The sequence below is a fragment of the Mesorhizobium sp. 128a genome (assembly GCF_053848025.1).
Genome location: NZ_JBSPKY010000002.1, coordinates 78,869 through 104,562 on the forward strand (window position 1 = coordinate 78,869; position 25,694 = coordinate 104,562).

A 25,694-nucleotide genomic window follows, 5' to 3' on the forward strand; every position below is an offset into this window, starting at 1 on the left:
ACCATGGCAACTAGCTTGAAAATTCTCGTCGCTCTCGCCATGGCAGCCGTGCTGATTGTGCTTATACGCGGCCTCATCAACATGATGCGCGGCGGCTCCAGCGTGACATCGAACAAGCTGATGCAGGCGCGCGTGCTGCTGCAGGCCCTGGCCTTGGCGCTGATCCTTCTGGTGGTGTATTTCACCCGCAAGTGACGGCATTGGGGGACAGAGCGTGGTCAAGCTCAACAAGATCTACACCCGCACCGGCGACGACGGCACCACCGGCCTCGGCACCGGTGAGCGCAGGCTGAAATCCGACCTGCGCGTCGATGCCTATGGCACGGTCGACGAAGCCAATGCCTGCATTGGCATCGCCCGCCTGCACACGGCGGCTAGCCATCCGGCCATCGACGCCATGCTGTCCCGCATCCAGAACGACCTGTTCGATCTCGGCGCCGATCTCGCCGTTCCCGATGACGGCAAGCCGCTCGGCTACGAGCCGCTGCGCATCATCGCCTCGCAGACCGACCGCGTCGAAAAAGACATCGACCTCCTCAACAAGGAGCTTAAGCCACTGAAATCCTTCGTGCTCAACGGCGGTACGCCGGCGGCCGCCGCTTTGCATCTCGCCCGAACCGTGGCGCGACGGGCCGAGCGTATCATGGTGTCACTGGCGCAGAACCCGGCTGAGCACGTCAATCGCGAGGGGTTGAAATACATCAACCGCGTCTCGGACTTTCTGTTCGTGGCCGCCCGTGCGGTCAATGACAACGGAAATGCCGACGTGTTATGGGTGCCCGGCAAGAACCGCTGAATTTTCTCGAAAGCGGACGAGGGCCTGGGACATGTTCATCCCGCTGTACGACACCAACAGGTTGCGCCACATAAGGCTGCAATATGTGACGATCTGCCTGATCGTGGCCAATGCGCTGGTCTTTCTCATCACCACGATCGGTGGCGAAAATTTCAACAACGCAGCCGTGCTCGGTCTCGGCTTCATTCCTTCGGTTGTCCACAACACGGCAGAGCTCTCACCTGAATTCGTCGTCATTCCGGAGAGCCTGAGCTACCTCACCTATGCCTTCCTGCATGCCGATATCTTCCATCTCGGCGGCAACATGCTGTTCCTGTGGGTGTTCGGCGACAATGTCGAGGACGCGCTCGGCCACATCCGCTACCTCATCTTCTACCTGCTGTGCGCCATCGCCGGAGCCGCTTTCCAGGGGCTCGTCGCCTGGGATTCGCAAGTGCCGCTGATCGGCGCCTCCGGCGCCATCGCCGGGGTCGTCGCCGCCTATCTGGTCCTTTATCCCCGGGTGAAGGTGTGGGTGCTGGTCTTTGCCCGCATTCCGCTGCGCATCCCGGCCTTCATTCCGCTGATCCTGTGGATCGGCTTCCAGGTGGTGATGTTTGCCGCCGGCGGCGAAAACCAGATATCCTGGGCCTGCCATATTGGCGGCATCATCGCCGGCGGCATGCTGGTGCTCATTATGCGCAGCCGGGGCGTGCCTCTACTTGCCGGCGATGACGACGAACCGGAGCCCGCCGATCAGCCGGCCGTTTCCACCGGGCTGTCGCCAGCCGATCCCCCGCCCACGCAACCGGCGACGCACTGGGGCCGCGGTGGCGCTTCCGGTCAGGACTGAACCGATTTGAGTGGCGCACATGTATTGACGCGCAAGGTCACCGCAACTACGGAGGGCGCCACCGTTAGGCGGCAGATGATCAGAATTCCGTTCGGCCAGAATTCCGTTTGGCCGGAATTCAGTCAGGAATGTCGGCTTTCGACAACTCTGCAGTGGCGCACGCTGCTATAGCGCGCCCGAATATCTCAGGAGAGGTGACAGGCAAATGAAGATCCTTGTGCCCGTGAAGCGGGTTGTGGATGCGAATGTCAAGGTTCGCGTTAAGGCCGATGGTTCGGCGGTCGAACTCGCCAACGTCAAGATGGCGATGAACCCGTTCGACGAGATCGCGGTGGAAGAGGCGATCCGGCTTAAGGAAGCCGGCAAGGCCGAAGAGATCATCGTTGTTTCGATCGGCCCGCAGCAGGCGCAGGAAACCCTGCGCACCGCGCTCGCCATGGGCGCCGACCGCGCCATCCTGGTCAAGACCGACGAACAGACCGAGCCGCTCGGCGTCGCCAAGGTGCTGAAGGGCGTCGTTGACGCGGAACAGCCCGGCCTCGTCATCCTCGGCAAGCAGGCGATCGACGATGATTCCAATCAGACCGGCCAGATGCTGGCCGCCCTGCTCGGCTGGGCGCAGGGCACCTTCGCCTCCAAGGTCGTGCTCGACGGCGACAAGGCCAAGGTGACGCGCGAAGTCGACGGCGGCCTGCAGACGGTGGAGCTGAAGATGCCGGCCATCGTCACCGCCGACCTTCGCCTCAACCAGCCGCGCTATGCCTCGCTGCCCAACATCATGAAGGCCAAGAAGAAGCAGCTCGACGAAAAGAGCCCGGCCGACTATGGCGCCGACGTCAAGCCGCGCCTCAAAGTGGTCAAGACCGAGGAGCCGAGCGGCCGCAAGGCTGGCGTCAAGGTCAAGAGCGTCGCCGAACTGGTCGACAAGCTGAAAAACGAAGCCGGCGTGCTGTAAGCGATCGGGAAAGGAACAGACAAATGACCATTCTCCTCATCGCCGAACACGACAATGCAACGCTTTCCGACCAGACCGCCAAGGCGCTCTCGGCGGCGCTGCAGATCGGCTCGGACGTGCATGTGCTGGTTGCCGGCAAGGGCGCGAAGGGCGCTGCCGACGCCGCCGCCAAGCTGAAGGGCGTCAGCAAGGTGCTGCTCGCCGAGGCCGACGAACTGGCCGAGCGCCTCGCCGAACCGACTGCGGCACTCGTTGTCTCATTGGCCGGCGCCTACGACACGATCATTGCGCCTGCGACCTCTTCGGGCAAGAACGTCGCGCCGCGCGTCGCTGCCCTGCTCGACGTCGCACAGGTGTCCGAGATCATCGAAGTGGTTTCGCCCGATACCTTCAAGCGGCCGATCTATGCCGGCAACGCCATCCAGACCGTGCAGTCGACCGACGCCAAGAAGGTTATCACCGTGCGCACCGCCTCCTTCCAGGCGGCGCCCGAGGGCGGCTCGGCCACGGTCGAGACCGTCAAGGCGGCGGCCAATCCCGGCCTCTCCTCCTTCGTCGAGAACAGACTGTCCGAGAACGACCGTCCGGAACTGACCTCGGCCAAGATCATCATCTCGGGCGGCCGTGCGCTCGGTTCCTCGGAGAAATTCCAGGAAGTCATCCTGCCCGTCGCCGACAAGCTCGGCGCCGCCGTCGGCGCGTCCCGTGCCGCGGTTGATGCCGGCTATGCCCCCAACGACTGGCAGGTCGGCCAGACCGGCAAGGTCGTGGCTCCCGATCTCTACATCGCGGTCGGCATCTCCGGCGCCATCCAGCACCTTGCCGGCATGAAGGATTCGAAGGTCATCGTCGCCATCAACAAGGACGAGGAGGCGCCTATCTTCCAGGTTGCCGATTACGGCCTGGTCGGCGACCTTTTCGTCATCCTGCCGGAGCTGCAAAAGGCGCTTTGACGCTCTCTGCCAAAGCGTATTAAATTGTAAAGGGGTGGGGTAGACGAAGCTGCCCCACCCTTTTAGTTTGCACTGCACAAAAAGCAGGCCGCAAAGGCCTTTTTCGACGGGATCGCAGTAAATGGCCAAGATCGAGACGATCGGCATCATCGGCGCGGGCCAGATGGGCGGCGGCATCGCCCACGTGTCGGCGCTTTCGGGCTACAAGGTACTGATCTACGATGTCTCTCCCGACCGAATCGAAAAGGGCATCGCCACCGTCAGCGGCAACATGGCCCGCCAGGTCGGCTCCGGCAAGCTTGACGAAAAGCTGCGCAACGATGCGATGGCGCGCATTTCGGCGGCTCCCGCCATGGCCGATCTCGCTGGTGCCGATCTGGTGATCGAAGCGGCGACCGAGGACGAGACGGTCAAGCGCAAGATCTACGCCCAGCTCTGTCCGCAGCTAAACCCCGAAGCGATCCTGGCGACCAACACCTCTTCCATCTCGATCACCCGGCTGGCCGCGCAGACCGACCGTCCCGAGCGGTTCATCGGCATACATTTCATGAACCCGGTTCCGCTGATGAAGCTGGTCGAACTGGTGCGCGGTATCGCCACCGAAGACCAGACCTTCGAGGCCGCCAAGGCCTATGTGAAGCAACTCGACAAGACGATCACCGTCTCGGAGGATTTCCCCGCCTTCATCGTCAACCGCATCCTGTTGCCGATGATCAATGAGGCCATCTACACGCTCTACGAGGGTGTCGGCTCGGTCGACGCCATCGACACCGCCATGAAGCTCGGCGCCAACCATCCGATGGGACCGCTGCAGCTGGCCGATTTTATCGGCCTCGACACCTGCCTGTCGATCATGCAGGTGCTGCATGACGGCCTGTCGGACTCGAAGTATCGCCCCTGCCCGCTGCTGGTGAAATATGTCGAAGCTGGCTGGCTTGGCCGCAAGACCGGACGCGGCTTCTACGACTATCGCGGCGAACACCCGGTTCCGACGCGCTAACCACCAGAACGAAGAGCCAGCGCTGCCTCAGGACGCCGCCGCGAGCGGCGGCCCGGCCCGGTCCTTTGACCCATTGTCTTCAGCTGCCACGGAAACACAGCCGCGGCCGGCGGCCTTGGCCGCATAGCAGGCGGCATCCGCACGGGCGATGATCTCGTCGACTTCACCGCTACTGGCACGGATCGGCGCCAAACCGATGCTGGCATCGATCGCATGCGGCCGGCCGTCCCAGGTGAACTGCAGGCTGCGGATGGCGTCGATGATCGAGCGCGCGGCAATCCTGGCGCCGGGGCTCGATCCGGATTTAAGGATGACCGCGAATTCGTCGCCCCCGAGCCGGGCGACGATATCCTCCGGCCCAAGCGCACCGCGAATGGCGTCGGCAACCCGCTTCAGCAGGGCGTCACCCGCGGCATGGCCGCCAGTGTCGTTGACCAGCTTGAAATGATCGAGGTCGATGAACATGAAATGATGCTCGCCCGCAGGTCTTGCCGCGCCGGCCTTGCGGCTCTGGTCGACCAGCTCTTCCATGGTGCGGATAAAGCTTGAGCGGTTGGCGAGGCCGGTGAGCGCGTCATGCGCGGCGGCGTAGGCCAGCTGGCGCTGCAAGGCGCGCGCATCGGTGAAATCCTGGAAGACAATGACGAGGCCGCAGAACTCCTGGCGTTCGTTCATGATCGGCGACACCACCTGGCGAATGCTGCAGCGCGTGTCGTCGCGGCGGATAAGGACGGCGCGGCTGTTCTGATCGGCGGGGCTGGCGACGCCGAGCGCCGGCCGCGTCATGCCGATTCGTTGCCCGGTTTCCTCGTCCACTGCCCAGTAGACATGGCCAAGCGTCTTGCCGAGCGCCTCGGCGCCGGCAACGCCGGTCAGCTTTTCGGCGACCGGGTTCATGAAGGTAATGCGGTTGGCGGCATCGGTGCAGATGACGGCGTCGCCGATCGACTGCAGTGTCACCCTCAACCGCTCCTTCTCGTCCGCCAGCGCCGCTGCCGACACAATCAGGCTTTCCTCGGTCTGCTTGCGCTGGGTGATGTCGGTCAAGCTGCCTATGGCCCGGATCAGCCGGCCTTCGCTGTCGCGCTCGAGTGTCTTGCCGCGATCGAGGATCCAGATCCAGTGGCCATCCTTGTGACGCATCCTGAACTCGGCTTCGAAAAACGGCGTCTTGCCCTCCAGATGGGCGCGATCGGCCTCTGCCACCTTCTCTTGGTCGTCGGGGTGGATCATCTCCAGCCAGCGGTCGGGATCGCCGTCCAGTTCGCCATCGGCATAGCCCAGCATCTTCACCCAGGTGGCGGAGTAGGTGGTGCCGCCCTTGCGCATGTCGAGATCCCAGACGCCTTGTCCGGCACTGGCCAGGGCAAAGTTCCAGCGCGTTTCGGCTTCGGCTATGCGCGCGTCGGATTGCTTGCGCGCGTCGATATTCTCGATCTGCGAGACGAGGTAGAGCGGGCGGCCGCTCTTCTCGTCGCGGATGACGGAACCGGCAAGATGCGCCCACACCGGGGTGCCGTCCTTCTTGAGGTAGCGCTTTTCGAACTGGAAGGCGTTGGTGGTGCCCGCCCGTATGCCGTCCATCGTCTCGCGGCCGATCTGCACATCATCGGGATGCGTGATCTGAAAGAAGGTGAGCGCCTCGATCTCTGCCTTGCTGTAGCCGAGCATGGCGGCGAAGGCCGGATTGGTTTCGTGGATACGGCCATCGAGGCCGACGATGGCGATGCCGATCGCCGAATCCTCCATGGCGCGACGAAAGCGCTGCTCGCTCTCGGCGATCTGCCGGCGGTCGTCCAGTATCCGGTAAATGAACAGGGCGGCGAGGATCAGCGCCACGGCGGCGACCGGCACCGATATCAGCAGGCAGAGCTTGAGCACTTCGGCGCTGACGTCGAGCCGCGACAGCAGCATCGCCACGACGACGGCGCAAAAACCGCCGGCCGCGAGCACCAAAGCCACGTGACTGTCAGCCCGCAGGCTTTTTCGTTTCCATCGCGTCACTGTGCATGCCACCCCGTGCGCAACACATTTCTGCGGAAAATCTTGGATGATCGATTTTAAGGAAAGGTTGCGCCAGAGCCATCGGCAACACGGTTAGCCCGCAAACAATTGCCGGCATGATTAAGGATCGGTGATTATTGCCGGCGATCTCAGTCGGCCCGGTTACCAGCGCACGAAGAACCTTCCTCCGAGCGCGCCGAGCCCGGCGAGGACTGCGATCGCGAGCGTATACCAGGTGGCGACGAAAAGCGGCGAATCGTCGAAGCAGTGCGCGGCGTAGAAGGTCGCCGCCAGCCCCCCGGCTAGCAGGCCCGCGACCGCGCCTGCAAGCACCGGCCGTGTCGGCGCGCCATAGCGCAGCATCCACAGGAATACGGCAAGCGGCCCGATGCCGATCAGCGGGATGAACCCCATGCAGATCATCATGTTGGAACCGACCATGCGCGTGCTCCACATCGGCTCCGGCACCATGAACAGTTCGAGAGCCACGGCCACGGCCACAAGCAGCGGCGCCGCAAGCATCCAGGCTGCCGCTCTCGCCGTCGAAGCGCCCGGTGTCGACAGTGCCCGGATCAGTGCGAAGGCTGTGGCGGCCAGCACCAGCGTGAAGACGAATTTCGCCAGGAACCGCACCGTGTGCATTGCGATCATGATGTCGGGGCGCGGACCAATGGTAAGGAAGAAGACCACCGCGGCGATCACCGCAGCGGCAGCCGCCGCCATCCACCAGGCCGAGCGCAGGGGCATCGCCTTGCTGCGCACGTCAGCGTCAAGCGCCTTGATGAGATCTTCGGTTCTCATGTCACTGCCGCCCGAAACGTTTGGCGATCGCGGCAAGCCCGCGATGCAGCGATACCCTGACCGCCGTCTCGCTGACGCCGAGCTTGGCCGCCGTCTCGCCGATCGAGCGGCCATCGACCGATATGGCCGAGACAACCGAACGCTGCGCCGGCGGCAGACCGTCCAGCGCTCTGGTGATGTCACGTTCGCTGACGGTCTCGGCTTCCGGCTCGGCAAAAGTTTCGGCTATCTCGTCGATCTCGATCTCGATACGCCGTCCGCGCCGCCGAAAGGCATCGATCAGCTTGAAGCGAGCAATCGCATAGATCCACGGCAGCACCGGCGCGTCCTGGCGCCAGGTATGCCGTTTCACATGAATGGCCAGCAAGGTTTCCTGCACGACATCCTCGGGATCGACCCCGCCCTGTACGATCTTGCGCCTGACAAAGCCGCGAACAAGCGCGGCGATCCGGTGCAGAAAGTCGGCGTAAGCCCTTTCATCTCCCGCGATCGCGGCCCGCATCAGCCGGGAAAGCTCGGCCTCATCCTTGCCGCTCACAAGAGTTCACTCCCCGATCTTCGCGCCTCGGCGCTGATTTGTTACGTGGCCAACGAAATAATGTCCAAGCCAAAGTGCCGCAAAATCACGAAAGTTTGCGGGGGCGGCGACCGATTGAAGCAGCCCGCCAATGTTGACTATGCTAATCAGGTATTGGTAGGTGCAGGCGTAACCAGACCAGACAGATCGAGGACGACGCCCATGAGATATGCCCTCTCCACTTTGACCGGCGCTGCCGCGCTGGCCGTGAGCTTGATTTGCGGCCCGGCAATGGCCGCGGACGCCGGCATCATCGTCTACAATGCCCAGCATGAGAGCCTCGCCAAGGAGTGGGTCGAAGGTTTCACCAAGGAAACCGGCATCAAGGTCACGCTGCGCAATGGCGGCGACAGCGATTTCTCCAACCAGATCGTCGCCGAGGGCGCTTCTTCGCCGGCCGACGTGTTCCTGACCGAGAACTCCCCGGCCATGACCCTGGTCGAGGCAGCGGGCCTTTTCGCGCCGGTCGACGCCGACACGCTGGCCCAGGTCCCGGCTGAATTCCAGCCGAGCAGCGGCAAATGGGTGGGTGTCGCGGCGCGCAGCACCGTCTTTGCCTACAACAAGACCAAGCTCACCGCCGACCAGCTGCCCAAATCGATGCTCGATCTCGCCGATCCGAGCTGGAAAGGCCGCTGGGCCGCCTCGCCGTCGGGTGCCGATTTCCAGGCCATCGTCAGCGCGCTGCTTGAGCTCAAGGGCGAAGCCGCAACCGCCGACTGGCTGAAGGCGATGAAGGAGAATTTCACCCCCTACAAAGGCAATGGCACTGTGATGAAGGCGGTCAATGCCGGCGAGATCGAAGGCGGTGTCATCTACCACTATTACTATTTCGGCGATCAGGCCAAGACCGGCGAAAACAGCAAGAATGTCGCGCTGCTCTATTTCAAGAACCAGGATCCCGGCGCCTTCGTCTCGATTTCCGGCGGCGGCGTGCTGGCCTCGAGCAAGCATCCGAAGGAAGCCCAGGCGTTCCTGAAATGGGTGACCGGCAAGGGCGGCCAGGACGTGCTGAAGACCGGCACATCCTTCGAATACGCAGTCGGCAAGGACGCTCAGTCCAGCCCGAAGCTGGTGCCGCTGGCCGATCTGCAGGCGCCGAAGGTCGATCCGGCGACACCGAACTCCAAGAAGGTGACGGACCTGATGACGGCAGCCGGCTTGCTTTAGTCCGTGTTCGTCCTAAAAGGGCAACGATTGCGCTCCTGCGGGGCTTTCCGCAGGAGCGCTCTGTTTTCGAGATGGCATCGTCCATGACGACACATTGCATTTCTAGCCGCGCCTCCGGCGCTACGGACGCCCTCGCCCCGGCGGCAGTGGCGCGGCCGAGCTGATGCAATCTGCGGTCGATCTCGCAGACCCGAGCACGGCAGCCAGGCGGTCCCGCCGGCAGCCCATGTCCTGGATCGTGCTCGCCGCCATTGTTGTCTCGCTGTTGTCGCTGCTGCCGCTTGCCTTCATCATCTGGATCGCCGTGCAGACCGGCTGGGACACCGTCTCGGCCCTGATCTTCCGGCCCCGCGTCGGCGAGCTCCTGGTCAACACCGTGCTGCTGGTGGCGCTCACCGTGCCGATCGCGCTTGTGTTGTCGATAGCGCTGGCCTGGCTGACCGAGCGCAGCGACCTGCCCGGCGCTCGGCTGTGGGCCTGGCTTGCGGTGGCGCCGCTCGCCATCCCCGCTTTCGTGCACTCCTATGCCTGGATTACCTTGGTGCCGGGACTGCACGGCCTGTGGGCCGGCGTGCTGGTGTCGGTCCTTGCTTATTTCCCGTTCCTCTATCTGCCGATCGCGGCGTCGCTGCGCCGGCTCGATCCCGCTTTGGAAGACGCAGCCGCAGCGCTCGGCCTCGGACCGTGGCGCGTATTCGCACGCGTGGTGCTGCCGCAACTCAGGCTCGCCATTTGTGGTGGCGCGCTGCTGGTCGGGCTGCATCTGCTTGCCGAATATGGCCTCTACGTCTTCATCCGCTTCGACACGTTCACCACCGCGATCGTCGACCAGTTCCAGTCGACCTTCAACGGCCCTGCCGCCAACATGCTGGCCGGCGTGCTGGTGACATGCTGCTTCGTGCTGCTCGCGCTGGAGGTGCTGGTGCGCGGCGAAGAGCGCTACGCTCGCGTCGGCTCGGGCGCCGCGCGCCACCGGCAGCGCAGCAGGCTCGGACGCGCCACGCTGCCCTGCCTGGCTCTGCCTGCCATCACCACACTGCTCGCGATTGGCGTGCCTTTCGTCACCATCGGCCGCTGGCTGGTCGCCGGCGGCGCCGATGTCTGGCGTTTCGACGAGATCGGCCTGGCGCTTGGCCAGACGCTGTTCCTGGCGCTCGCCGGCGCCCTGCTTGCGACCATCGCCGCCATGCCGATGGCATGGATCTCGATCCGCGCACCGGGGCCGCTGCAGCGGCTGCTCGAGGGCTGCAACTACATTGTCGGCTCGCTGCCGGGCGTCGTCATCGCGCTGGCGCTGGTCACCATCACCGTGCGCATCGCCATGCCGCTCTACCAGACGCTGTTCACCATCCTGGTCGCTTATGCGCTGATGTTCCTGCCGCGCGCCCTGATCAGCCTCCGGGCATCAATCGCACAGGCGCCGATCGAGCTTGAACGTGCCGCCGCCAGCCTTGGCCGGCCGCCGCTGAAGGCGCTGTGGTCGACGACGATCCGCCTGTCGGCGCCGGGCGCCGCGGCGGGCATGGCGCTGGTGGCACTCGGCATCATGAATGAGCTGACCGCCACCCAGATGCTGGCGCCCAATGGCACGCGCACGCTGGCCATGGCATTCTGGTCCTACAGCGGCGAGATCGACTATGCCTCGGCCGCCCCTTACGCCTTCATCATGGTGGCGATGTCGCTGCCGCTGACATGGCTGCTCTATGTCCAGTCGAAACGGATGGCCGGACGATGAGCTTTCTCGAAATCAACGGCCTCACCAAGCATTACGGCCCGGTCTCCGCAATTGCCGGCGTCGACCTCAGCGTCGCCAGCGGCAGCCGCACCGCGATCGTCGGCCCCTCCGGCTGCGGCAAGACGACGTTGCTTCGGCTGATCGCCGGCTTCGAGGCGCCGGACCAAGGGCGCGTCGTGCTCGACGGCGAAGTACTAGCCAATGGCGGCCATGCGGTGCCGGCGCACCGCCGCGGCATCGGCCTGGTGGCGCAGGACGGCGCCCTGTTCCCGCATCTCAGCATCGCCGACAATATCGGCTTCGGCATCACCCGCGGCGAGGACCTGCGCGCCGAGCGCATCGCCGAACTGGCCTACACGGTCGGACTAGACAAGGCGATCCTCAAACGCCGACCGCACCAGCTCTCTGGCGGCCAGCAGCAGCGCGTGGCGCTGGCCCGCGCCATGGCGATGAAACCCAGGCTGATGCTGCTCGACGAGCCGTTCTCGGCGCTCGACACGGGTCTGCGCGCCTCGATGCGCAAGGCAGTGGCCGAATTGCTCGAAGCCGCCGGCATTACCACCATCCTGGTCACCCACGACCAGGCCGAGGCGCTGTCCTTCGCCAGCCAGGTCGCGGTGATGCGTGACGGAAAGTTCTCGCAGATCGGCACGCCGCGCGAACTCTACCTGCAGCCGAAGGACCGCATGGTCGCCGAGTTCCTCGGCGACGCCATCATCTTGCCGGCAAAGATTTCAGGCGGCTTCGCCACCTCTTCGCTCGGCCGCATCGCCGTCGACTCGAAGGAGCGGCGCGATGTCGCCCGCATCATGCTGCGGCCGGAGCAGGTGCAGGTGAGCCGCACCGCGCGCGAAGGCATGTCGGGCCCGCCGGGCACGATCTTCGCCGAGGTGACGGAATCCGAGTTCGCCGGCTCGATGTGCACCATCGCGGTTCGGTTGTTGAACAACCCCGATCCGCCAGACGCCGCGGCAATAGGCAACACGCCACTGATGCTGCGCAAGCCGGGCATCGACGCGCCGGCAGTCGGCGAGATCGTGCGGCTGACCGTCTCCGGCAAGGCGCATGTCTTCGCCTGAAGCCATTCAGGAATTGGCTGCGGACGGCTGACCTCAATACGAAAATGTAAGGTTTCCGCCATATTTCCGGGAGGTTTCTACCCAAATTAAGCCACGGTCCCCAACCAATTCAATATTGCGAGGAATTGGCACTTCGTAATAAAGGGATATCGACGTGGAAGAAATTAGACAAGGTTATTTATTTTATCAAATAGCATTGCACTGGATCATTGCTGCGCTCGTGTTATTCCAGCTTTTCTTTGGCGAGAACATGACAACGGTGGTGGATGCCGCCGAGGACGGAGCCTCAGTATCAGCAACGGACCAAATGCTAGGCTCAGCCCATTATTGGGTAGGGATAGCGATCCTCGCTCTGGTTGTGCTCAGGCTCGTCATGCGGTTGGTTTCGGGTGCACCCAAACCGGCCGAGAGCGGCCCTGGCTGGATGAAGATCGCGGCTCGCGGCTCACACGGGCTTTTTTATCTGCTATTGCTGGCGACGCCTATCCTTGGCCTTCTGGCTTTCTATGTCGGTGATCCGTGGGGCGATATTCACTCTATGAACAAACCAGCTTTTGTCGTGCTGATTTCCACCCACGCCTTAGCCGCACTGTTTCATCAGTTCTGGCTTCGCGATGGCACATTGAAGCGGATGCTATCGCCCAGTCGATAGGCCGGACCTGCCGAATAGTTAGTTCCCAAGGCTAGCGAACCCTCTGGCCCGTTGCCGGTGACCAGAGCGGCCATGTCTCAAGGAAATCGTTGTTGTGCACGACCAGTCGCCGGGCGGCGGCGTCGATGAGAACGATGCCGTAGGTCGGCGGCGCCTCCTCGACCACTTCATCGCCGACCAGATCGAGCATGAAGCGGGCATGCAGGCCGCGCTGCGCGGTGAACGGGATGCCGGCGACCGTGCCGGCAATGTCGCGGTGGACATGGCCGAAGAAGATATGGCCGACATTGCCGTGGCGCGTCAAAAGGTCGAGGAAGCGCTGCGGCTGTTCCAGCCCGAGCGGATCGAGCAGCGGCAGGCCGAGCTCGACCGGCGGATGATGCAGGAAGATGTAGGCCTGCTTTTCCGCCGCCTCGCCAAGCCGGGCGTCGAGCCAGGCCAACCGCTTGTCGCAGAGCTCACCGGTGACGCGGCCTTCGACCAGGCTGTCCAGGAATACGAGCGATGCTTGCGGTGTATCGAAGACAGACTGCACGAAGCCGTAGTCGTCGGTCGGATTTTCGGGGAATGCCGCCACGAGATTGGCCCGCCGGTCATGATTTCCCGGCAGCAGCCGGTACGGCAGGGAAAGCCGTTTCAGGCTCGATTTGAGATCGGCATAGCTTTCGGGCGCACCCGTCTCGGTCAGGTCACCGCTGAAAACACAAAGAGCCGCATCGCCATGGCGGGCATTGATGTGCTCGATGCAGCGGTCGAGCCGCTCATGCAAATCCGCGCCAAAACGGATTTCCCCGCGGCGGCAGAGATGGACGTCCGTGACCTGGATGATTTTCATGATGTGACCTGTAAGCTGCAAGTGTCAGAGCGCCGGTTCCGGCACCCGGGCCTTGAACACGTCGAGCCGGCTGCCGGTCTCGGAAGAGAAGAAATGCAGGTCGGCCTCGGAGAACTGCAGGCCGACGGCGCTGCCCGGAACCGGATGGACGACCTCCGATGTCACCACCGAGAACGGCGCGCCGTCGAGATCGACATAGACGACGCGTCCAGCGCCCAGTTCCTCGACCAGGTCGACGGTCGCTGCCAGAGCGCCCGGCGTGCCGGGCGCGACCAGGCGCACCGCCTCCGGTCGGATGCCGACCGCGACCTTGCTACCAACCGGCAGGCCCGTGCGCGAAACGCTAAGCTTGCGGCTGTCGCCGAGCAGCGACAGGCCGTCAAGCGTGACTGTCCCTTCGAGCATGTTCATTGCCGGCGCACCGACGAAGGTGGCGACGAAGCGGCTCGCCGGACGGCTGTAGACTTCGGCCGGCGTGCCGACCTGCTCGACACGGCCGCCATTCATCACCACCAGCTTGTCGGCCAAAGTCATCGCCTCGACCTGGTCGTGGGTGACGAACACCGAGGTGGCGGCGAGCCGGCGGTGCAGCTTGCGGATTTCCGAGCGCATCTGCACGCGCAGCTTGGCGTCGAGGTTGGACAGCGGTTCGTCGAACAGAAACACCTTCGGTTCGCGGATCATGGCGCGGCCCATGGCGACGCGCTGGCGTTGGCCGCCGGACAGCGCCATCGGCTTGCGGTCAAGCAGATGTTCGAGCTCCAGCGTGCGCGCAACCGCCTGGATGCGCTGGGTGCGCTCGGCGGCGGGAACGCCCGATACTTTCAGCGAATAGCCGATGTTCTGCGAAACACTCATATGCGGATAGAGCGCATAGTTCTGGAACACCATGGCGCAGCCGCGCTCGCGCGGCTCCAGCTTGTTGACCACCGTGCCGTCAATAGCGATCGTGCCACCCGAAATGTCCTCCAGCCCGGCAATCATGCGCAGCAGCGTGGACTTGCCGCAACCCGACGGCCCTAGGATGACGACGAATTCGCCCGTGGCGATGTCGAGATCGACGCCATGCACGACCTGCATTTTGGCGTAGCTCTTCGTGAGGTCGCGGATGGTGATGGAGGCCATTGGTTGCTCCTTATTTTTCGGTGGCGATCAGGCCGCGTACGAACCAGCGCTGCATGGCGACAACGACGACCAGCGGCGGCAGCATGACGATGAGCGTTCCGGCCATGGCGATATTCCATTCCGGAATGCCGCCGACGTTGGGAATGAGTTGCTTGAGTTCGGTCACCGCCGTCGCATGAGACTGGTCGGTGGTGATGAGCAGCGGCCACAGATACTGGTTCCATGCCCACAGGAACATGATGGTGCCGAGCGCGGCCATGTTGTTGCGCGACAGCGGCAACAGGATATCGATGAAGAAACGCAGCGGCCCGGCGCCGTCCATGCGCGCGGCTTCGGTCAGTTCATCCGGAACAGTCAGGAAGAACTGCCGGTAGAGGAAGGTGCCGGTGGCGGTGGCGATCAGCGGCAAGATCAGCCCGGTGTAGGAATTGAGCAGGCCGAGGCTGAGCGAAACCTGGACGCCCGACACCTTCTCGATCAGCCAGGTCAGGCCGGTAATGTCGAGGATGGTCTGGTAGGGCGACAGCACGTTGGCGACGACCGCATAGGTCGGCACGATGCGTACTTCCAGCGGCAGCATCAGCGTCACGAAGATCAGCCAGAAGATGAAGGTGCGGCCGGGATAACGGAAATAGACGATCGAGAAGGCGGTCAGCGCCGAGATGATCACTTTGCCGGCGGCGACGCCGGCCGCCATGACAAAACTGTTGAACAGTTTGGGGCCGAGGTCGGCTGTCGTCCACGCCGCTTTGATGTTGAGCCAGAAGTCGCTGCCGGGCAGCAGCGACATCGGCACGTCGTTGACGTCCTTGAGGTTGTGCGACGCGGCGATGACCACGATCACGAACGGCGCGATGCAAAACACGAAGCCGATGAACAAGATCACATGCGTGAAGAAATTGAGGAATGGGGTGCGCTCTACCATATCCGCCTCACCTGTAGTGCACGCGCCGCTCGATGAAGCGGAACTGGAAAATGGTCAGCACGACGATAAGCAGCATCAGGATGATGCTCTGTGCGGCGGCGCCCGAATAATCGAGCCCTTTGAAGCCGTCGGAATAGATCTTGTAGACCATCAGATTGGTGGCATTGGCCGGGCCGCCCGAGGTCATGATGTCGACGATGCCGAAGGAATCCTGGAAGCTTTCGGTGATGTTGATGACCAAAAGGAAGAAGATGGTCGGCGTGATCAGCGGGAACTGGATGTCCCAGAAGCGCCTGATGACGCCTGAGCCGTCCATCGCCGCCGCCTCTATCAGCGAACGCGGGATGGCCTGGAACGCGGCGAGGAAGAAGATGAAGTTATAGCCGACATACTTCCACGAAAAGGCGACGATGATCGACGCCATCGCGTCGGCGCCGTCGAGGCCGGGGTCCCAGAAGCCGGGCCAGACCTGGTTGACGACAGCCATGAAGCCGGCTTCCGGCGCCAGGATGAAGCGGAACGCCATCGCCAGCGCCGGGGCTGCGATGCCGTAGGGCCAGATCAGCACCACGCGGTAGAGGCGCGAGCCGGCAAGCTGGCGGTCGGTGAGCGCCGCAAGCACAAGCGCGATGAACATCGCCAGCCCGGTGCTGATGCCGGCAAAGATGAGGCTGGCGGTGATCGAGTTCCAGTAGTCGGCGTTGGACAGGATCGAGCGGAAATTGTCGAGCCCGACCCAGATGTTGCCGCCGCCCCAGGGCTGCTGCAGCGTCAATGACCAGTACACGGCCTGGCCAGCCGGCCAGTAGAAGAAGGTGAAGATCAGCAGGAGCTGCGGCACCGCGAAAAGGATGCCGATAGTCCACCTGCTGAAGGTAACGCGTTTTTCCATCGGTCCGCCGACGCCCGCCTGACAGCTGGCTTAGAGCAAGGTGAGGTTAATAACGAAATGGCCGCCCGTCGACCCTAAGCAAGATGCTCGGAAGTGACGGGCGGCCCTCAAGTTCTCGGGCGATCAGGGCAGGGTCTTGCCCGGATAGGTCTGCTGGAAGCGGTCGAGGATGGCATCGCCGTTCTTGACCAGCGTGTCGAGGCCTTCCTGGACGCTGACCTTGTTGGCGAAGATGGCCTGCATCTGGGTGCCGAACTCGGCGCGGATCTGGGTGAAGTTGCCCAGACGGATGCCGCGGGTGATTTCGGTCGGCTCCGACGCGGTCAGGCTGGCGATCGCGACTTCACGACCTTTGTAGGGAGCCTTGTCGTAGAAACCCTGGGACTTCAGGTAGTCGAAACCCGACTTGGTCACCGGGATGTAGCCGGTGTTGGTCGACCAGAACAAAGCGGTCTTGGGGTCGTGGATGAAGTTCAGGAAAGCGGCGGCTCCCTTGTACTCGGCGTCCGACTTGCCGGAGAGCACCCACAGCGAGGCGCCGCCGACGAGCGAGTTCTTGCGCTCGGTGCCGGCATAGACCGGCAGCTCGGCGACATCCCAGTTCATGCCTTCCTTCTGCGTCTTGCCGACGGTGCCGTGGTCGCCGACCGAGGTCATGATGACCTGGCACGTGCCGGAGGCGAAGGCCTGGACCATATCCTGGCCGAGATCCTTGGACTTGATCTTGATCAGGCCGGCGTCATACCACTTCTTCAGATCGGTGACGTACTGCACGAACTTGGTCTTGTTGACTTCAAGACGGGCGTCGAGACCGTCATAGCCGTTGTTCTTGGTGGCGATCGGCTGGTTGTGGATGGCCGAGAACTGCTCCATCAGCTGCCAGCTTTCATTGGCCGAGATGTTGATCGCCATCGGGCATTCATAGCCGGCGTCCTTCAAGGCCTGAAGGTCGGTGGCGACATCTTCCCAGGTCTTGGGCGCTTCGGTCTTGCCGATCTTGGCGAAGGCGTCCTTGTGTTCCAGTACATCAACGGCGTCGACGAATTGAACGGGAAGGAGAGCATCTCGCCCTTCGACGTCGCGTAGTAGCGGGCGATGCCGGGGAAATAATCGGCGTAGTCGATCTTGTAGCCGTTTTCTTCCATCAGCTTGTCGGCGGGCTTGTAGGCGCCCGACAGCATCATGGTGGCGGTGCCGACGTCGTAGACCTGCACGACGGCGGGCTGCTTGCCGGCGCGGAAGGCGGCGATGGTGTTCTGCAGCGTGGCGTCGTAATTGCCCTGGCTGGTACAGACGACTTCATAGTCGGCTTGCGATGCGTTGAAGTTCTTGCACAGCGTATCGACAACGCGGGCGAGGTCGCCCGACAGGCCGAACCAGAAATCGAATTTGACCGGCTCCGCGGCAGCCGGCTGCGCCAGCGCGATGCTGAAGGCCCCGGCGGCAAGGGCCGCAAGGCCCCGCTTGAAGATCGACATGGATTTTATCCCTCTTGAGTGGCTGATGACATAAGGCTTTGCGCAAGTCCCTTGCCGCTCTCATAGAGAAGGTATGTGACAGTTCTGTTGTGCCTTTTCGGGCTTGTAGACAGCCGGTCTCTCCTCCTCGACGGCCACGCCGGCATGAAACCGTCATATCGGCGCTCTAGGTAGCTAGGGCGCCTCGGAATGGCGTAAAGACCCAGCCGCACGAATGATTATCCGGCTAAGATGTCTTTCCAGATGACGGGTCAGATGACGGGCTTGAGTGGAGAGATGAATGCTGGTCCCGCAATCACGCATGCGCCCGCCGCCAACCGCCAGGCGATGCGCGAAGGCTCGCGTGGCTATGGTTGGCAGGCCGTCAACAATCTCGATTTGCCGACACAGCGCCGCGAGGCCGGCGATCCAGCACCGATCGGCCGCATCGACTGGTTCTTCACCCGTGGCCTTGCGGCAAGCGCCCCTACGGTCCTGCCCGCAGTGCTTGCCGATGGTTGCCCGAGCTCCGATCAGGAAGCGCTGCTCGTGACCGTGCGCCTAGTATGAGATAAGATCGCCGCGAGGTACAACCCGGAAAACCCGCTATAGTTGTGGTGCGCATAATTGATTCTTCAACCGTCCCGTACTAATCAAAGTCCATGGCTGATTGCTGCGGGAGGGCAGGTGGCGCGAGATGCTGACGGTCTATAATTGCATCGTGCACCAGCACGATCTGAGACTGGTCGTACTGGCAGCCCTTATTTGCGGTATTTCCTCCTTCTCGGCGGTCAATCTGCTTCGCCATGTCGACCGCTCAAGCCGGCGCAACCGCTATACCTGGCTGATGATATCAGCCACTTCCACCGGCTTCGGTATCTGGGCGACACATTTCATCGCCATGCTTGCCTTTTCTCCGGGAATCCCCAACGCGTACAATGCGGAACTGTCGGCGCTTTCGCTCGCAGCTTCCGTCGCCCTGACGGCCGCCGGCATGTGGATTGCAACCTTGCGCCGGCGCATCGACTACGCCTTGGTCGGCGGCGCCATCCTCGGTGCCGGCATCGCCGCCATGCACTATATCGGCATGGCCGCTTTCGAGGTCGAGGGACGCATCGTCTGGAACACGCTTCTGGTCGCCGTCTCCCTGCTGGCAGGCATCACCCTCGCCGCGATGGCGCTGCTGGTCGTGCTGCGGCGCCCGTCCATGCAGGCGACCATCGCCGCCGCCGTCCTGTTGACGCTGGCGATCTGCACACTGCACTTCATCGCTATGGCCGCAGTGTCGATCTTCCCGGACTCCTCAATCGAAATATCACGGTTCACGGTCGAACCGGTGTCGCAGGCCTTCGCCGCCGCTGCAGTCAGCCTGGCTATCCTGGTGCTTTCAGCCGCAGCATTGTGGATCGACCTGCGCTTCCGTCGTCACAAGCTCGAGGCCGAGCGCATGCACGGCCTCGCCAACGCCGCCGTCGAGGGCCTGATCGTCTGCGACGGCGCCCGCATCGTCAGCGCCAATGACAGCATCGCTGCCCTCACTGGCATGGCGCCGGAAGCGCTGAACGCGATGCTGCTCGGCGACCTCTTCGGCGAACGCACCGCGGCCAGCATGTCCGACAGCAGCGGACAGGCACAGGAGGCGGAACTCAGAGGCCATGACGGCACCGCCATCCCCGTCGAACTGATTGCCAGAAGCATCGACTATTGCGGCAAGCCGCACAACGTCATCGCCGTGCGCGACATCCGCGAACGCAAGAAGGCCGAGCAGGAGATCGTGCGCCTCGCCCACTTCGACCCGCTGACGGGGCTCCCCAACCGCCGCAGTTTCTCGGGCCGGCTCGAGGCCGAAATTGCCGCAATGGGCCACGGCGGCAAGGGCGGGTATCTTGCGCTGCTGCTGCTCGACCTCGACCGCTTCAAGGAAGTGAACGACCTTTTCGGGCACGGCGCCGGCGACGCCATGCTGCAGAAGGTGGCGCTATGCGCCTCCGCCGTGCTCCGCCACGGACAGATGCTGGCGCGTCTCGGCGGCGACGAGTTCGCCATCATCGCCCCGAACCTTTCTGATCCGCAGGCAGCCGGCCGCATCGCCGAGGCGGTGCTGGCGGCCATGCGCGAGGAAAACCGGCTGTCGGTCGGTGGCGGCCTGGTGTCGGCCAGCATCGGCATTGCACTTTATCCGCTCGACGCCGACGAGCCGACAGCCCTGGTCAGCCACGCCGACACCGCGCTTTATCGCGCCAAGGCCGAAGGCAAGGACACCTACCGTTACTTCGAGGCCTCGATGGGCGCCGAGGCGCGCGACAGGCGCGTGATGGAGCACGAACTGCGCCAGGCCATAGCGCGCAATGAGTTTCGCCTCGTCTACCAGCCGCAGAAGGAGATCAGCAGCGGGCGGATGGTCGGGTTCGAAGCGCTGATCCGCTGGCGTCATCCGCAGCGCGGCGACGTGTCGCCGGCAACCTTCATTCCGGTGGCCGAAGACAGCGGCGTCATCATCCAGATCGGCGAATGGGTGCTGGCGACGGCTTGCGCCGATGCAGCGCGCTGGAAGAACCCTCTCACCGTCGCGGTCAATGTCTCGGCTGTGCAACTCCACAACCCGAATTTCAGCCGCAAGGTGCACGAAGTCCTGCTCGGCTCCGGCCTGGCGCCCGGCAGGCTCGAACTCGAGATCACCGAAACGGCACTGGTCAAGGACATGCCGCGCGCGCTCGCCACCTTGCGGCAGGTCAAGGCGCTGGGCGTGCGTGTGGCGATGGACGATTTCGGCACCGGCTACTCCTCGCTGTCCAACCTTCGCGCCTTCCCTTTCGACAAGATCAAGATCGACGGCTCGTTCATCAAATCGGTCGACAGCAACGGCCAGGTGGCGGCCATCGTGCGCGCCGTGCTGGGGCTCGGTCGCGGTCTTGGCCTGCCGGTTCTGGCCGAGGGCGTCGAGACGCTGGGCGAACTGAAATTCCTCGACGCCGAGGCCTGCGAGATCGGCCAGGGCTATTATCTCGGCCGACCGAGCGCGATCGAGCACTTCAGCGAACTGACCGGCGTCACCGCGACGGCAGTGCCGGAAGAAGCCACGATCAAACCGCGCAGCGGCGGCAGCATCCTGATGCTCGAACCCGCGGCGGCTCTTCGCTCAACTTGAAGGTTCGAGCGCGGCCTCGACCAGCCGCTTGGCATCCGGCCCCGACCATTCGGCCGGCCCGTTCATATGCGCGACCAGGCAGCCTTCGCCGTCGATCAGCATGGTGACGGGAAGGCCGAGCGCCAGGCCGCGAGTCTTGACGTCGTTGAACAGCGCCAGCGTTGGATCGCGGTAGTAACCGAGCTTCTCGATACCGATGTCGCCAAGGAACTTCTTCGGCTTCACATCGTCGCCGGCATCGACATTGACCGCGATCACCTCGAAGGCGTCGCTGCCCTTCTCCTTCTGCAGCGCGTCGAGCGCCGGCATTTCAGCGCGGCAAGGCGCGCACCATGTCGCCCACAGATTGAGCAGCACCGTTTTGCCGGCGTGGTCGGCGATCGTCATCGGCTTGCCGTCGGGGCCGTTGAAGGCAAGGGCTTTCAGCGATTGCGGCGGATCGGCAGGCAACAATGCGGCAACCTGGCCCGTGGCCGCGGCGGCGACCTTCTTGGCACGGTCGCTCTTGGCGGCGCAGGCGACGTCGTCCTTGCTGCCGCCGGCGGCAGCTTGCGCTGGCGCGCTGCCGGAGGCTGCGTTGTTGCCAGAACGGCTCTCGCTGACATATACCGCGACCGCGCCCGCCAGCACGCCTGCCACCAATGCGGCAAGGATCAGGCGCGGGGCCGGGAAGTATCTATTGCCGTCTGCCATTTTTTTAAAACTGCTCCGGAGCACGGGTTATAGCGATGAGCGACAAGAAGGCCAGCAACCAGATGTGGGGCGGACGTTTTGCCTCGGGTCCGGCCGCGATCATGGAAGCGATCAACGCGTCGATCTCGTTCGACCGCAAACTTTATGCGCAGGACATAAGAGGTTCGATCGCCCATAGCGAGATGTTGGCTGAAACGGGCATTATTTCGGCAGCCGATCAAGAAAAAATCGCTCACGGCCTGAACACGATCCTGAAAGAGATCGAGACCGGCACGTTCGAATTCTCGACCCGGCTGGAAGACATCCACATGAATGTCGAGGCCAGGCTCGCCGATCTGATCGGCTCGGCAGCCGGCCGCCTGCACACCGCCCGCTCACGCAACGACCAGGTTGCAGTCGACCTCAGGCTCTGGGTCAAGGACGAGTGCTTCCGCGTCGCCGAGGCGCTGAAGGGTCTGATATCGGCCTTCCTCGAGCGGGCCGAGGAGCACGCGGCAACCGTCATGCCGGGCTTCACCCATATGCAGGCAGCGCAGCCGGTGACCTTCGGCCACCACTGCATGGCCTATGTCGAGATGTTCTCGCGCGACCTGTCGCGCGTCCGCGACGCCATCGAGCGAATGGATGAAAGCCCGTTGGGCGCGGCTGCCCTTGCCGGCACCAGCTTCCCGATCGACCGGCACCAGACCGCAAACGCGCTCGGCTTCCGCGAACCGATGCGCAACTCGCTGGACAGCGTTTCCGACCGCGATTTTGCGCTTGAGTTTTTGAGCCTGGCAGCGATCTGCGCCACGCATCTGTCTAGGCTCGCCGAAGAGATCATCATCTGGTCGACGCCGCAATTCGGCTTCGTCAGACTGTCGGATTCCTTCTCCACCGGGTCCTCGATCATGCCGCAGAAGAAGAACCCGGACGCCGCCGAACTGGTACGCGGCAAGACCGGCCGCGTCACCGGCCATCTGGTCGGCCTGCTGACGGTGATGAAGGGCATGCCACTGACCTATGGCAAGGACATGCAGGAGGACAAGGAATCGGTCTTCGACGCCGCCGAAACGCTCGACCTGATGCTGGCGGCGATCACCGGCATGGTGCGCGACATGACGGTGAACGCCGCCGCCATGAAAAAGGCCGCCGGCTCCGGCCATGCGACCGCGACCGACCTCGCCGACTGGCTGGTGCGCACGCTGGGCCTGCCCTTCCGCGAGGCGCACCATGTCACCGGCCGCGCGGTGGCATTGGCCGAAGAGAAGAAGGTGAGCCTTGAGAAGCTGTCGCTGGAGGATCTGCAGTCGATCAACCCGGGCATCACCGAGGACATCTTCTCGGTGCTTGCCGTGCAGAACTCGGTGAAGAGCCGCACCAGCTTCGGCGGAACCGCACCCTCGGAAGTGCGTAAGCAGATCCGCGCCTGGAAAAAGCGCATCGCCAAGGCATGATGCCGGGGTGCAATGCGCCGAAAACTCGGCTAAAAGCGGCAGCACATAAAAGTTTCGGACGGATGGATCGATGACCGCACGCAGGATTTTGGTGACGCTGACCCTGCTGGCAGCGATGGCTGCCGTGACCGCCTGCGGCCGCAAGGCCGGCCTCGACACGCCCTATGAAGCAGCCGTCCAGGCCCGCAAGGACGCCGAGCGAGCCAAGCAGCCGGTGCCGCCGGAGCCGGAAAAACCGGTTGTGGACAAGAAGTTCATCCTCGACCCGCTGCTCTAGGATCGATGAGACCGGGGCTGGTCTTCTCAGCCCGATCTCGCCGTACCCCAACTTTTCGGAACCGCTCCCGTGAACCATTTCGACTACCGCGACGGCGTGCTCCATGCCGAGGACGTGGCGATACCAGACATCGCCGCAGGCGTCGGCACGCCGTTCTATTGTTATTCGACGGCCACCTTGACCAGACACTACCGGGTGTTCGCCGGAGCCTTTGCCGGGCTCGACACGCTGGTTTGCTACGCCTTGAAGGCGAATTCCAACCAAGCGGTGCTGCGCACGCTGGCAAGGCTCGGCGCCGGCGCCGACACCGTCTCGGAAGGCGAAATGCGCCGTGCGCTCGCCGCCGGCATCCCGGCCAACAAGATCGTGTTTTCCGGCGTCGGCAAGACCGCGCGCGAAATGGATTTCGCGCTCGAGGCCGGCATTCTCTGCTTCAACGTCGAATCCGAACCGGAGCTGGAGTTGCTGTCGGCCCGCGCCACGGCACTCGGCAAGGTGGCGCCGGTCTCGCTGCGCATCAACCCGGATGTCGACGCCAGGACGCACAGGAAGATCTCCACCGGCAAGGCCGAGAACAAGTTCGGCATTCCTTGGCAAAGGGCGCGGCAGGTCTATGCCCGCGCCGCTGGACTGCCGGGCATCAAGCCGATCGGCATCGATACCCATATCGGCAGCCAGATCACCGAGTTGCAGCCCTTTGACGACGCCTTCGCGCTTCTGGCGGAACTGGTCGGCGCGCTGCGCGCCGATGGCCACGCCGTCGAGCATGTCGATCTCGGCGGCGGCCTCGGCATTCCTTACCGCACCGACAACAGCCCGCCGCCTCTGCCCGATGCCTATGCCGAGATCGTCAGGAAGCATCTGACAGAGCTTGGGGTGAAGGTGATGTTCGAGCCGGGCCGGCTGATCGTCGGCAATGCCGGCATCCTGGTCTCCGAAGTGATCTTCGTGAAGGAAGGCGACGCCAAGAACTTCCTCGTCGTCGACGCCGCCATGAACGATCTGATCCGGCCGACGCTCTACGATGCCTTCCACGACATCAAGCCTGTGGTGCAGCCGCCGGCTGACACCCCGCGCATGGCGGTCGATGTCGTCGGCCCGGTCTGCGAGACCGGCGACTATCTCGGCCTCGACCGTGACCTGCCCCGGCTGAAGTCTGGTGACCTGATTGCCGTCTCGACGGCCGGCGCTTATGGCGCGGTGCAATCCGGCACCTACAACACAAGGCTTCTGGTGCCAGAGGTGCTGGTCGATGGCGACCGTTTCCATATCGTGCGCCAGCGCCAGACCTACGACGAGCTCATCGGCTTGGATTCGGTGCCCGACTGGCTGACATAGGCGGCACCTCGCCGGACCTGCACGCGACTTGGAGAACGCAATGTCACAGAGCATCACACCCGAACGCATTGCCGCGATGGAGCCACGCATCCGCCCCTATGTCAGACACACACCGGTGTTGCGCGTCGACATGGCCGATTTCGACCGGCCGCCGCTGGCGGTCGACCTCAAGCTCGAATGCCTGCAGCATTCCGGCTCGTTCAAGGCGCGCGGCGCCTTCACCAATCTGCTGGAACGGCCGGTGCCCGAGGCCGGCGTCGTCGCGGCGTCGGGCGGCAATCATGGCGCCGCTGTCGCCTATGCCGCCATGCGGCTCGGCCACAAGGCGACGATCTTCGTCCCTGAAGTCAGCCCGCCGGCCAAGCTTCAACGCATCCGCGGCTACGGCGCCGAACTGATCGTCGGCGGCGCCCGCTATGCCGAAGCGCTGGCCGCCAGCGAGGCCTTTGCCGAGAAGACCGGCGCGATGCAGATCCATGCCTTCAACCAGGAAGAAACGCTGGTCGGCCAGGGCACGCTCGGCCTCGAGATCGAGCGGGACTTGCCCGAAATCGACACGCTTCTGGTCGCTGTCGGCGGCGGCGGCCTGATCGGCGGCATCGCCGCCTGGTTTGCCGGCCGCATCCGGGTCGTCGCCATCGAGCCCGAGGGTGCGCCAACGCTGCATCGCGCCTTCGAGGCCGGCCACCCCGTCGATGCGCCTGCCGAAGGCGTCGCCGCCGATTCGCTCGCGCCCAAGCGCGTCGGCGAAATGATGTTCCCAATCGCCGAGGCCTTCGTCGAACGCTCGATCCTGGTCACCGATGACGCCATCATCGCCGCGCAGAAGGCGCTGTGGGAGCGTGTGCGGATCATCGCTGAGCCGGGCGGCGCTGCGGCCTTCGCGGCTCTCTTGTCCGGCCGCTACACCCCGGCGCCGGGCGAACGGGTTGCCGTGCTGGTCTGCGGTTCCAACACCGATCCGGCGAAATTCTAAAACCGTCGCCTTGACGCAGTTGCGAACGGAAACCCGCC

General features: G+C 63.7%; 24 protein-coding genes and 1 pseudogene. 16 read left to right on the forward strand and 9 right to left on the reverse strand.

Going from position 1 to position 25,694, the window contains the following annotated elements; translation table 11 throughout:
• The first annotated feature begins 3 nt into the window (after nucleotides 1-3).
• The 6 genes from ACWTU9_RS04000 (at nucleotide 4) to ACWTU9_RS04025 (ending at nucleotide 4,536) form a co-directional block, all read left to right on the forward strand.
• Nucleotides 4-195 carry a twin transmembrane helix small protein gene (locus tag ACWTU9_RS04000; RefSeq protein WP_454573253.1) on the forward strand — a complete coding sequence of 64 codons (192 nt, stop codon included), beginning with the start codon at nucleotides 4-6 and terminating at the stop codon, nucleotides 193-195.
• Nucleotides 196-214: 19 nt separating this feature from the next.
• Nucleotides 215-796 (forward strand): cob(I)yrinic acid a,c-diamide adenosyltransferase, encoded by a 582-nt coding sequence (locus ACWTU9_RS04005; RefSeq protein ID WP_454573252.1) that lies wholly within the window; start codon nucleotides 215-217, stop codon nucleotides 794-796.
• 31 nt (nucleotides 797-827) lie between these two features.
• Nucleotides 828-1,628, forward strand: coding sequence for a rhomboid family intramembrane serine protease (locus tag ACWTU9_RS04010; RefSeq protein ID WP_455857192.1), 801 nt, complete (start codon nucleotides 828-830; stop codon nucleotides 1,626-1,628).
• Nucleotides 1,629-1,833: 205 nt separating this feature from the next.
• On the forward strand, nucleotides 1,834-2,583 hold the full coding sequence (locus tag ACWTU9_RS04015) for an electron transfer flavoprotein subunit beta/FixA family protein (RefSeq protein WP_455857193.1): 750 nt from the start codon (nucleotides 1,834-1,836) through the stop codon (nucleotides 2,581-2,583).
• A gap of 23 nt (nucleotides 2,584-2,606) precedes the next feature.
• Nucleotides 2,607-3,536, forward strand: coding sequence for an electron transfer flavoprotein subunit alpha/FixB family protein (locus tag ACWTU9_RS04020; RefSeq protein WP_455857194.1), 930 nt, complete (start codon nucleotides 2,607-2,609; stop codon nucleotides 3,534-3,536).
• A 121-nt stretch (nucleotides 3,537-3,657) separates the two neighbouring features.
• The gene (locus tag ACWTU9_RS04025; RefSeq protein ID WP_181061792.1) at nucleotides 3,658-4,536 is read left to right on the forward strand and encodes a 3-hydroxybutyryl-CoA dehydrogenase; all 879 of its coding nucleotides are present in this window, start codon (nucleotides 3,658-3,660) and stop codon (nucleotides 4,534-4,536) included.
• 27 nt (nucleotides 4,537-4,563) lie between these two features.
• Here ACWTU9_RS04025 and ACWTU9_RS04030 read toward each other — a convergent pair whose 3' ends face one another.
• From ACWTU9_RS04030 to ACWTU9_RS04040, 3 genes are all read right to left on the reverse strand, one after another.
• The gene (locus ACWTU9_RS04030) at nucleotides 4,564-6,498 is read right to left on the reverse strand and encodes a PAS domain S-box protein (RefSeq protein WP_455857195.1); all 1,935 of its coding nucleotides are present in this window, start codon (nucleotides 6,496-6,498) and stop codon (nucleotides 4,564-4,566) included.
• 204 nt (nucleotides 6,499-6,702) lie between these two features.
• A complete protein-coding gene (locus ACWTU9_RS04035; RefSeq protein WP_454573248.1) occupies nucleotides 6,703-7,341 on the reverse strand; it encodes an NrsF family protein in 639 nt (212 codons plus the stop codon).
• A gap of 1 nt (nucleotide 7,342) precedes the next feature.
• The gene (locus ACWTU9_RS04040; protein WP_455857196.1) at nucleotides 7,343-7,879 is read right to left on the reverse strand and encodes a sigma-70 family RNA polymerase sigma factor; all 537 of its coding nucleotides are present in this window, start codon (nucleotides 7,877-7,879) and stop codon (nucleotides 7,343-7,345) included.
• Between the two features lie 201 nt (nucleotides 7,880-8,080).
• Here ACWTU9_RS04040 and ACWTU9_RS04045 point away from each other — a divergent pair, with 201 nt between their 5' ends.
• The 4 genes from ACWTU9_RS04045 (at nucleotide 8,081) to ACWTU9_RS04060 (ending at nucleotide 12,554) form a co-directional block, all read left to right on the forward strand.
• Nucleotides 8,081-9,088, forward strand: a complete 1,008-nt coding sequence (locus ACWTU9_RS04045) for an iron ABC transporter substrate-binding protein (protein ID WP_455857197.1) — start codon at nucleotides 8,081-8,083, stop codon at nucleotides 9,086-9,088.
• A gap of 163 nt (nucleotides 9,089-9,251) precedes the next feature.
• Nucleotides 9,252-10,823, forward strand: a complete 1,572-nt coding sequence (locus tag ACWTU9_RS04050; RefSeq protein WP_455857198.1) for an ABC transporter permease — start codon at nucleotides 9,252-9,254, stop codon at nucleotides 10,821-10,823.
• Nucleotides 10,820-11,902, forward strand: coding sequence for an ABC transporter ATP-binding protein (locus tag ACWTU9_RS04055; RefSeq protein WP_455857199.1), 1,083 nt, complete (start codon nucleotides 10,820-10,822; stop codon nucleotides 11,900-11,902). Before ACWTU9_RS04050 ends, ACWTU9_RS04055 begins: the two co-directional genes overlap by 4 nt.
• A gap of 154 nt (nucleotides 11,903-12,056) precedes the next feature.
• Nucleotides 12,057-12,554 (forward strand): cytochrome b, encoded by a 498-nt coding sequence (locus ACWTU9_RS04060; RefSeq protein WP_455857200.1) that lies wholly within the window; start codon nucleotides 12,057-12,059, stop codon nucleotides 12,552-12,554.
• 31 nt (nucleotides 12,555-12,585) lie between these two features.
• Here ACWTU9_RS04060 and ACWTU9_RS04065 read toward each other — a convergent pair whose 3' ends face one another.
• From ACWTU9_RS04065 to ACWTU9_RS04085, 5 genes and pseudogenes are all read right to left on the reverse strand, one after another.
• Nucleotides 12,586-13,389 carry a phosphodiesterase gene (locus tag ACWTU9_RS04065; RefSeq protein WP_455857201.1) on the reverse strand — a complete coding sequence of 268 codons (804 nt, stop codon included), beginning with the start codon at nucleotides 13,387-13,389 and terminating at the stop codon, nucleotides 12,586-12,588.
• Between the two features lie 24 nt (nucleotides 13,390-13,413).
• Entirely contained in the window at nucleotides 13,414-14,514 is a 1,101-nt protein-coding gene (ugpC, locus tag ACWTU9_RS04070; protein WP_455857202.1) for a sn-glycerol-3-phosphate ABC transporter ATP-binding protein UgpC, read from the reverse strand.
• Nucleotides 14,515-14,524: 10 nt separating this feature from the next.
• The gene (locus ACWTU9_RS04075) at nucleotides 14,525-15,439 is read right to left on the reverse strand and encodes an ABC transporter permease subunit (protein WP_455857203.1); all 915 of its coding nucleotides are present in this window, start codon (nucleotides 15,437-15,439) and stop codon (nucleotides 14,525-14,527) included.
• Between the two features lie 7 nt (nucleotides 15,440-15,446).
• Nucleotides 15,447-16,331 carry a carbohydrate ABC transporter permease gene (locus ACWTU9_RS04080; protein ID WP_454573241.1) on the reverse strand — a complete coding sequence of 295 codons (885 nt, stop codon included), beginning with the start codon at nucleotides 16,329-16,331 and terminating at the stop codon, nucleotides 15,447-15,449.
• A 123-nt stretch (nucleotides 16,332-16,454) separates the two neighbouring features.
• Nucleotides 16,455-17,809: pseudogene (locus tag ACWTU9_RS04085) on the reverse strand (extracellular solute-binding protein).
• A gap of 276 nt (nucleotides 17,810-18,085) precedes the next feature.
• Between ACWTU9_RS04085 and ACWTU9_RS04090 the strand changes: the two are divergent.
• Nucleotides 18,086-18,358: a hypothetical protein gene (locus tag ACWTU9_RS04090; RefSeq protein WP_455857204.1), complete on the forward strand. Its 273-nt coding sequence runs from the start codon at nucleotides 18,086-18,088 to the stop codon at nucleotides 18,356-18,358.
• 127 nt (nucleotides 18,359-18,485) lie between these two features.
• Entirely contained in the window at nucleotides 18,486-20,936 is a 2,451-nt protein-coding gene (locus ACWTU9_RS04095) for a bifunctional diguanylate cyclase/phosphodiesterase (RefSeq protein ID WP_455857205.1), read from the forward strand.
• Here ACWTU9_RS04095 and tlpA read toward each other — a convergent pair.
• Nucleotides 20,928-21,629, reverse strand: a complete 702-nt coding sequence (tlpA, locus tag ACWTU9_RS04100) for a thiol:disulfide interchange protein TlpA (protein ID WP_455857206.1) — start codon at nucleotides 21,627-21,629, stop codon at nucleotides 20,928-20,930. The two genes, ACWTU9_RS04095 and tlpA, sit on opposite strands and share 9 nt — an antisense overlap.
• 35 nt (nucleotides 21,630-21,664) lie before the next feature.
• Between tlpA and argH the strand changes: the two genes are divergently transcribed.
• The 4 genes from argH (at nucleotide 21,665) to ACWTU9_RS04120 (ending at nucleotide 25,656) form a co-directional block, all read left to right on the forward strand.
• Nucleotides 21,665-23,065, forward strand: a complete 1,401-nt coding sequence (gene argH, locus ACWTU9_RS04105; protein ID WP_455857207.1) for an argininosuccinate lyase — start codon at nucleotides 21,665-21,667, stop codon at nucleotides 23,063-23,065.
• 70 nt (nucleotides 23,066-23,135) lie between these two features.
• Nucleotides 23,136-23,342: a hypothetical protein gene (locus ACWTU9_RS04110; protein WP_454573235.1), complete on the forward strand. Its 207-nt coding sequence runs from the start codon at nucleotides 23,136-23,138 to the stop codon at nucleotides 23,340-23,342.
• Nucleotides 23,343-23,411: 69 nt separating this feature from the next.
• On the forward strand, nucleotides 23,412-24,680 hold the full coding sequence (lysA, locus tag ACWTU9_RS04115; RefSeq protein ID WP_455857208.1) for a diaminopimelate decarboxylase: 1,269 nt from the start codon (nucleotides 23,412-23,414) through the stop codon (nucleotides 24,678-24,680).
• A 40-nt stretch (nucleotides 24,681-24,720) separates the two neighbouring features.
• A complete protein-coding gene (locus tag ACWTU9_RS04120; RefSeq protein ID WP_455857209.1) occupies nucleotides 24,721-25,656 on the forward strand; it encodes a threonine/serine dehydratase in 936 nt (311 codons plus the stop codon).
• The last annotated feature ends 38 nt before the right edge of the window (nucleotides 25,657-25,694 follow it).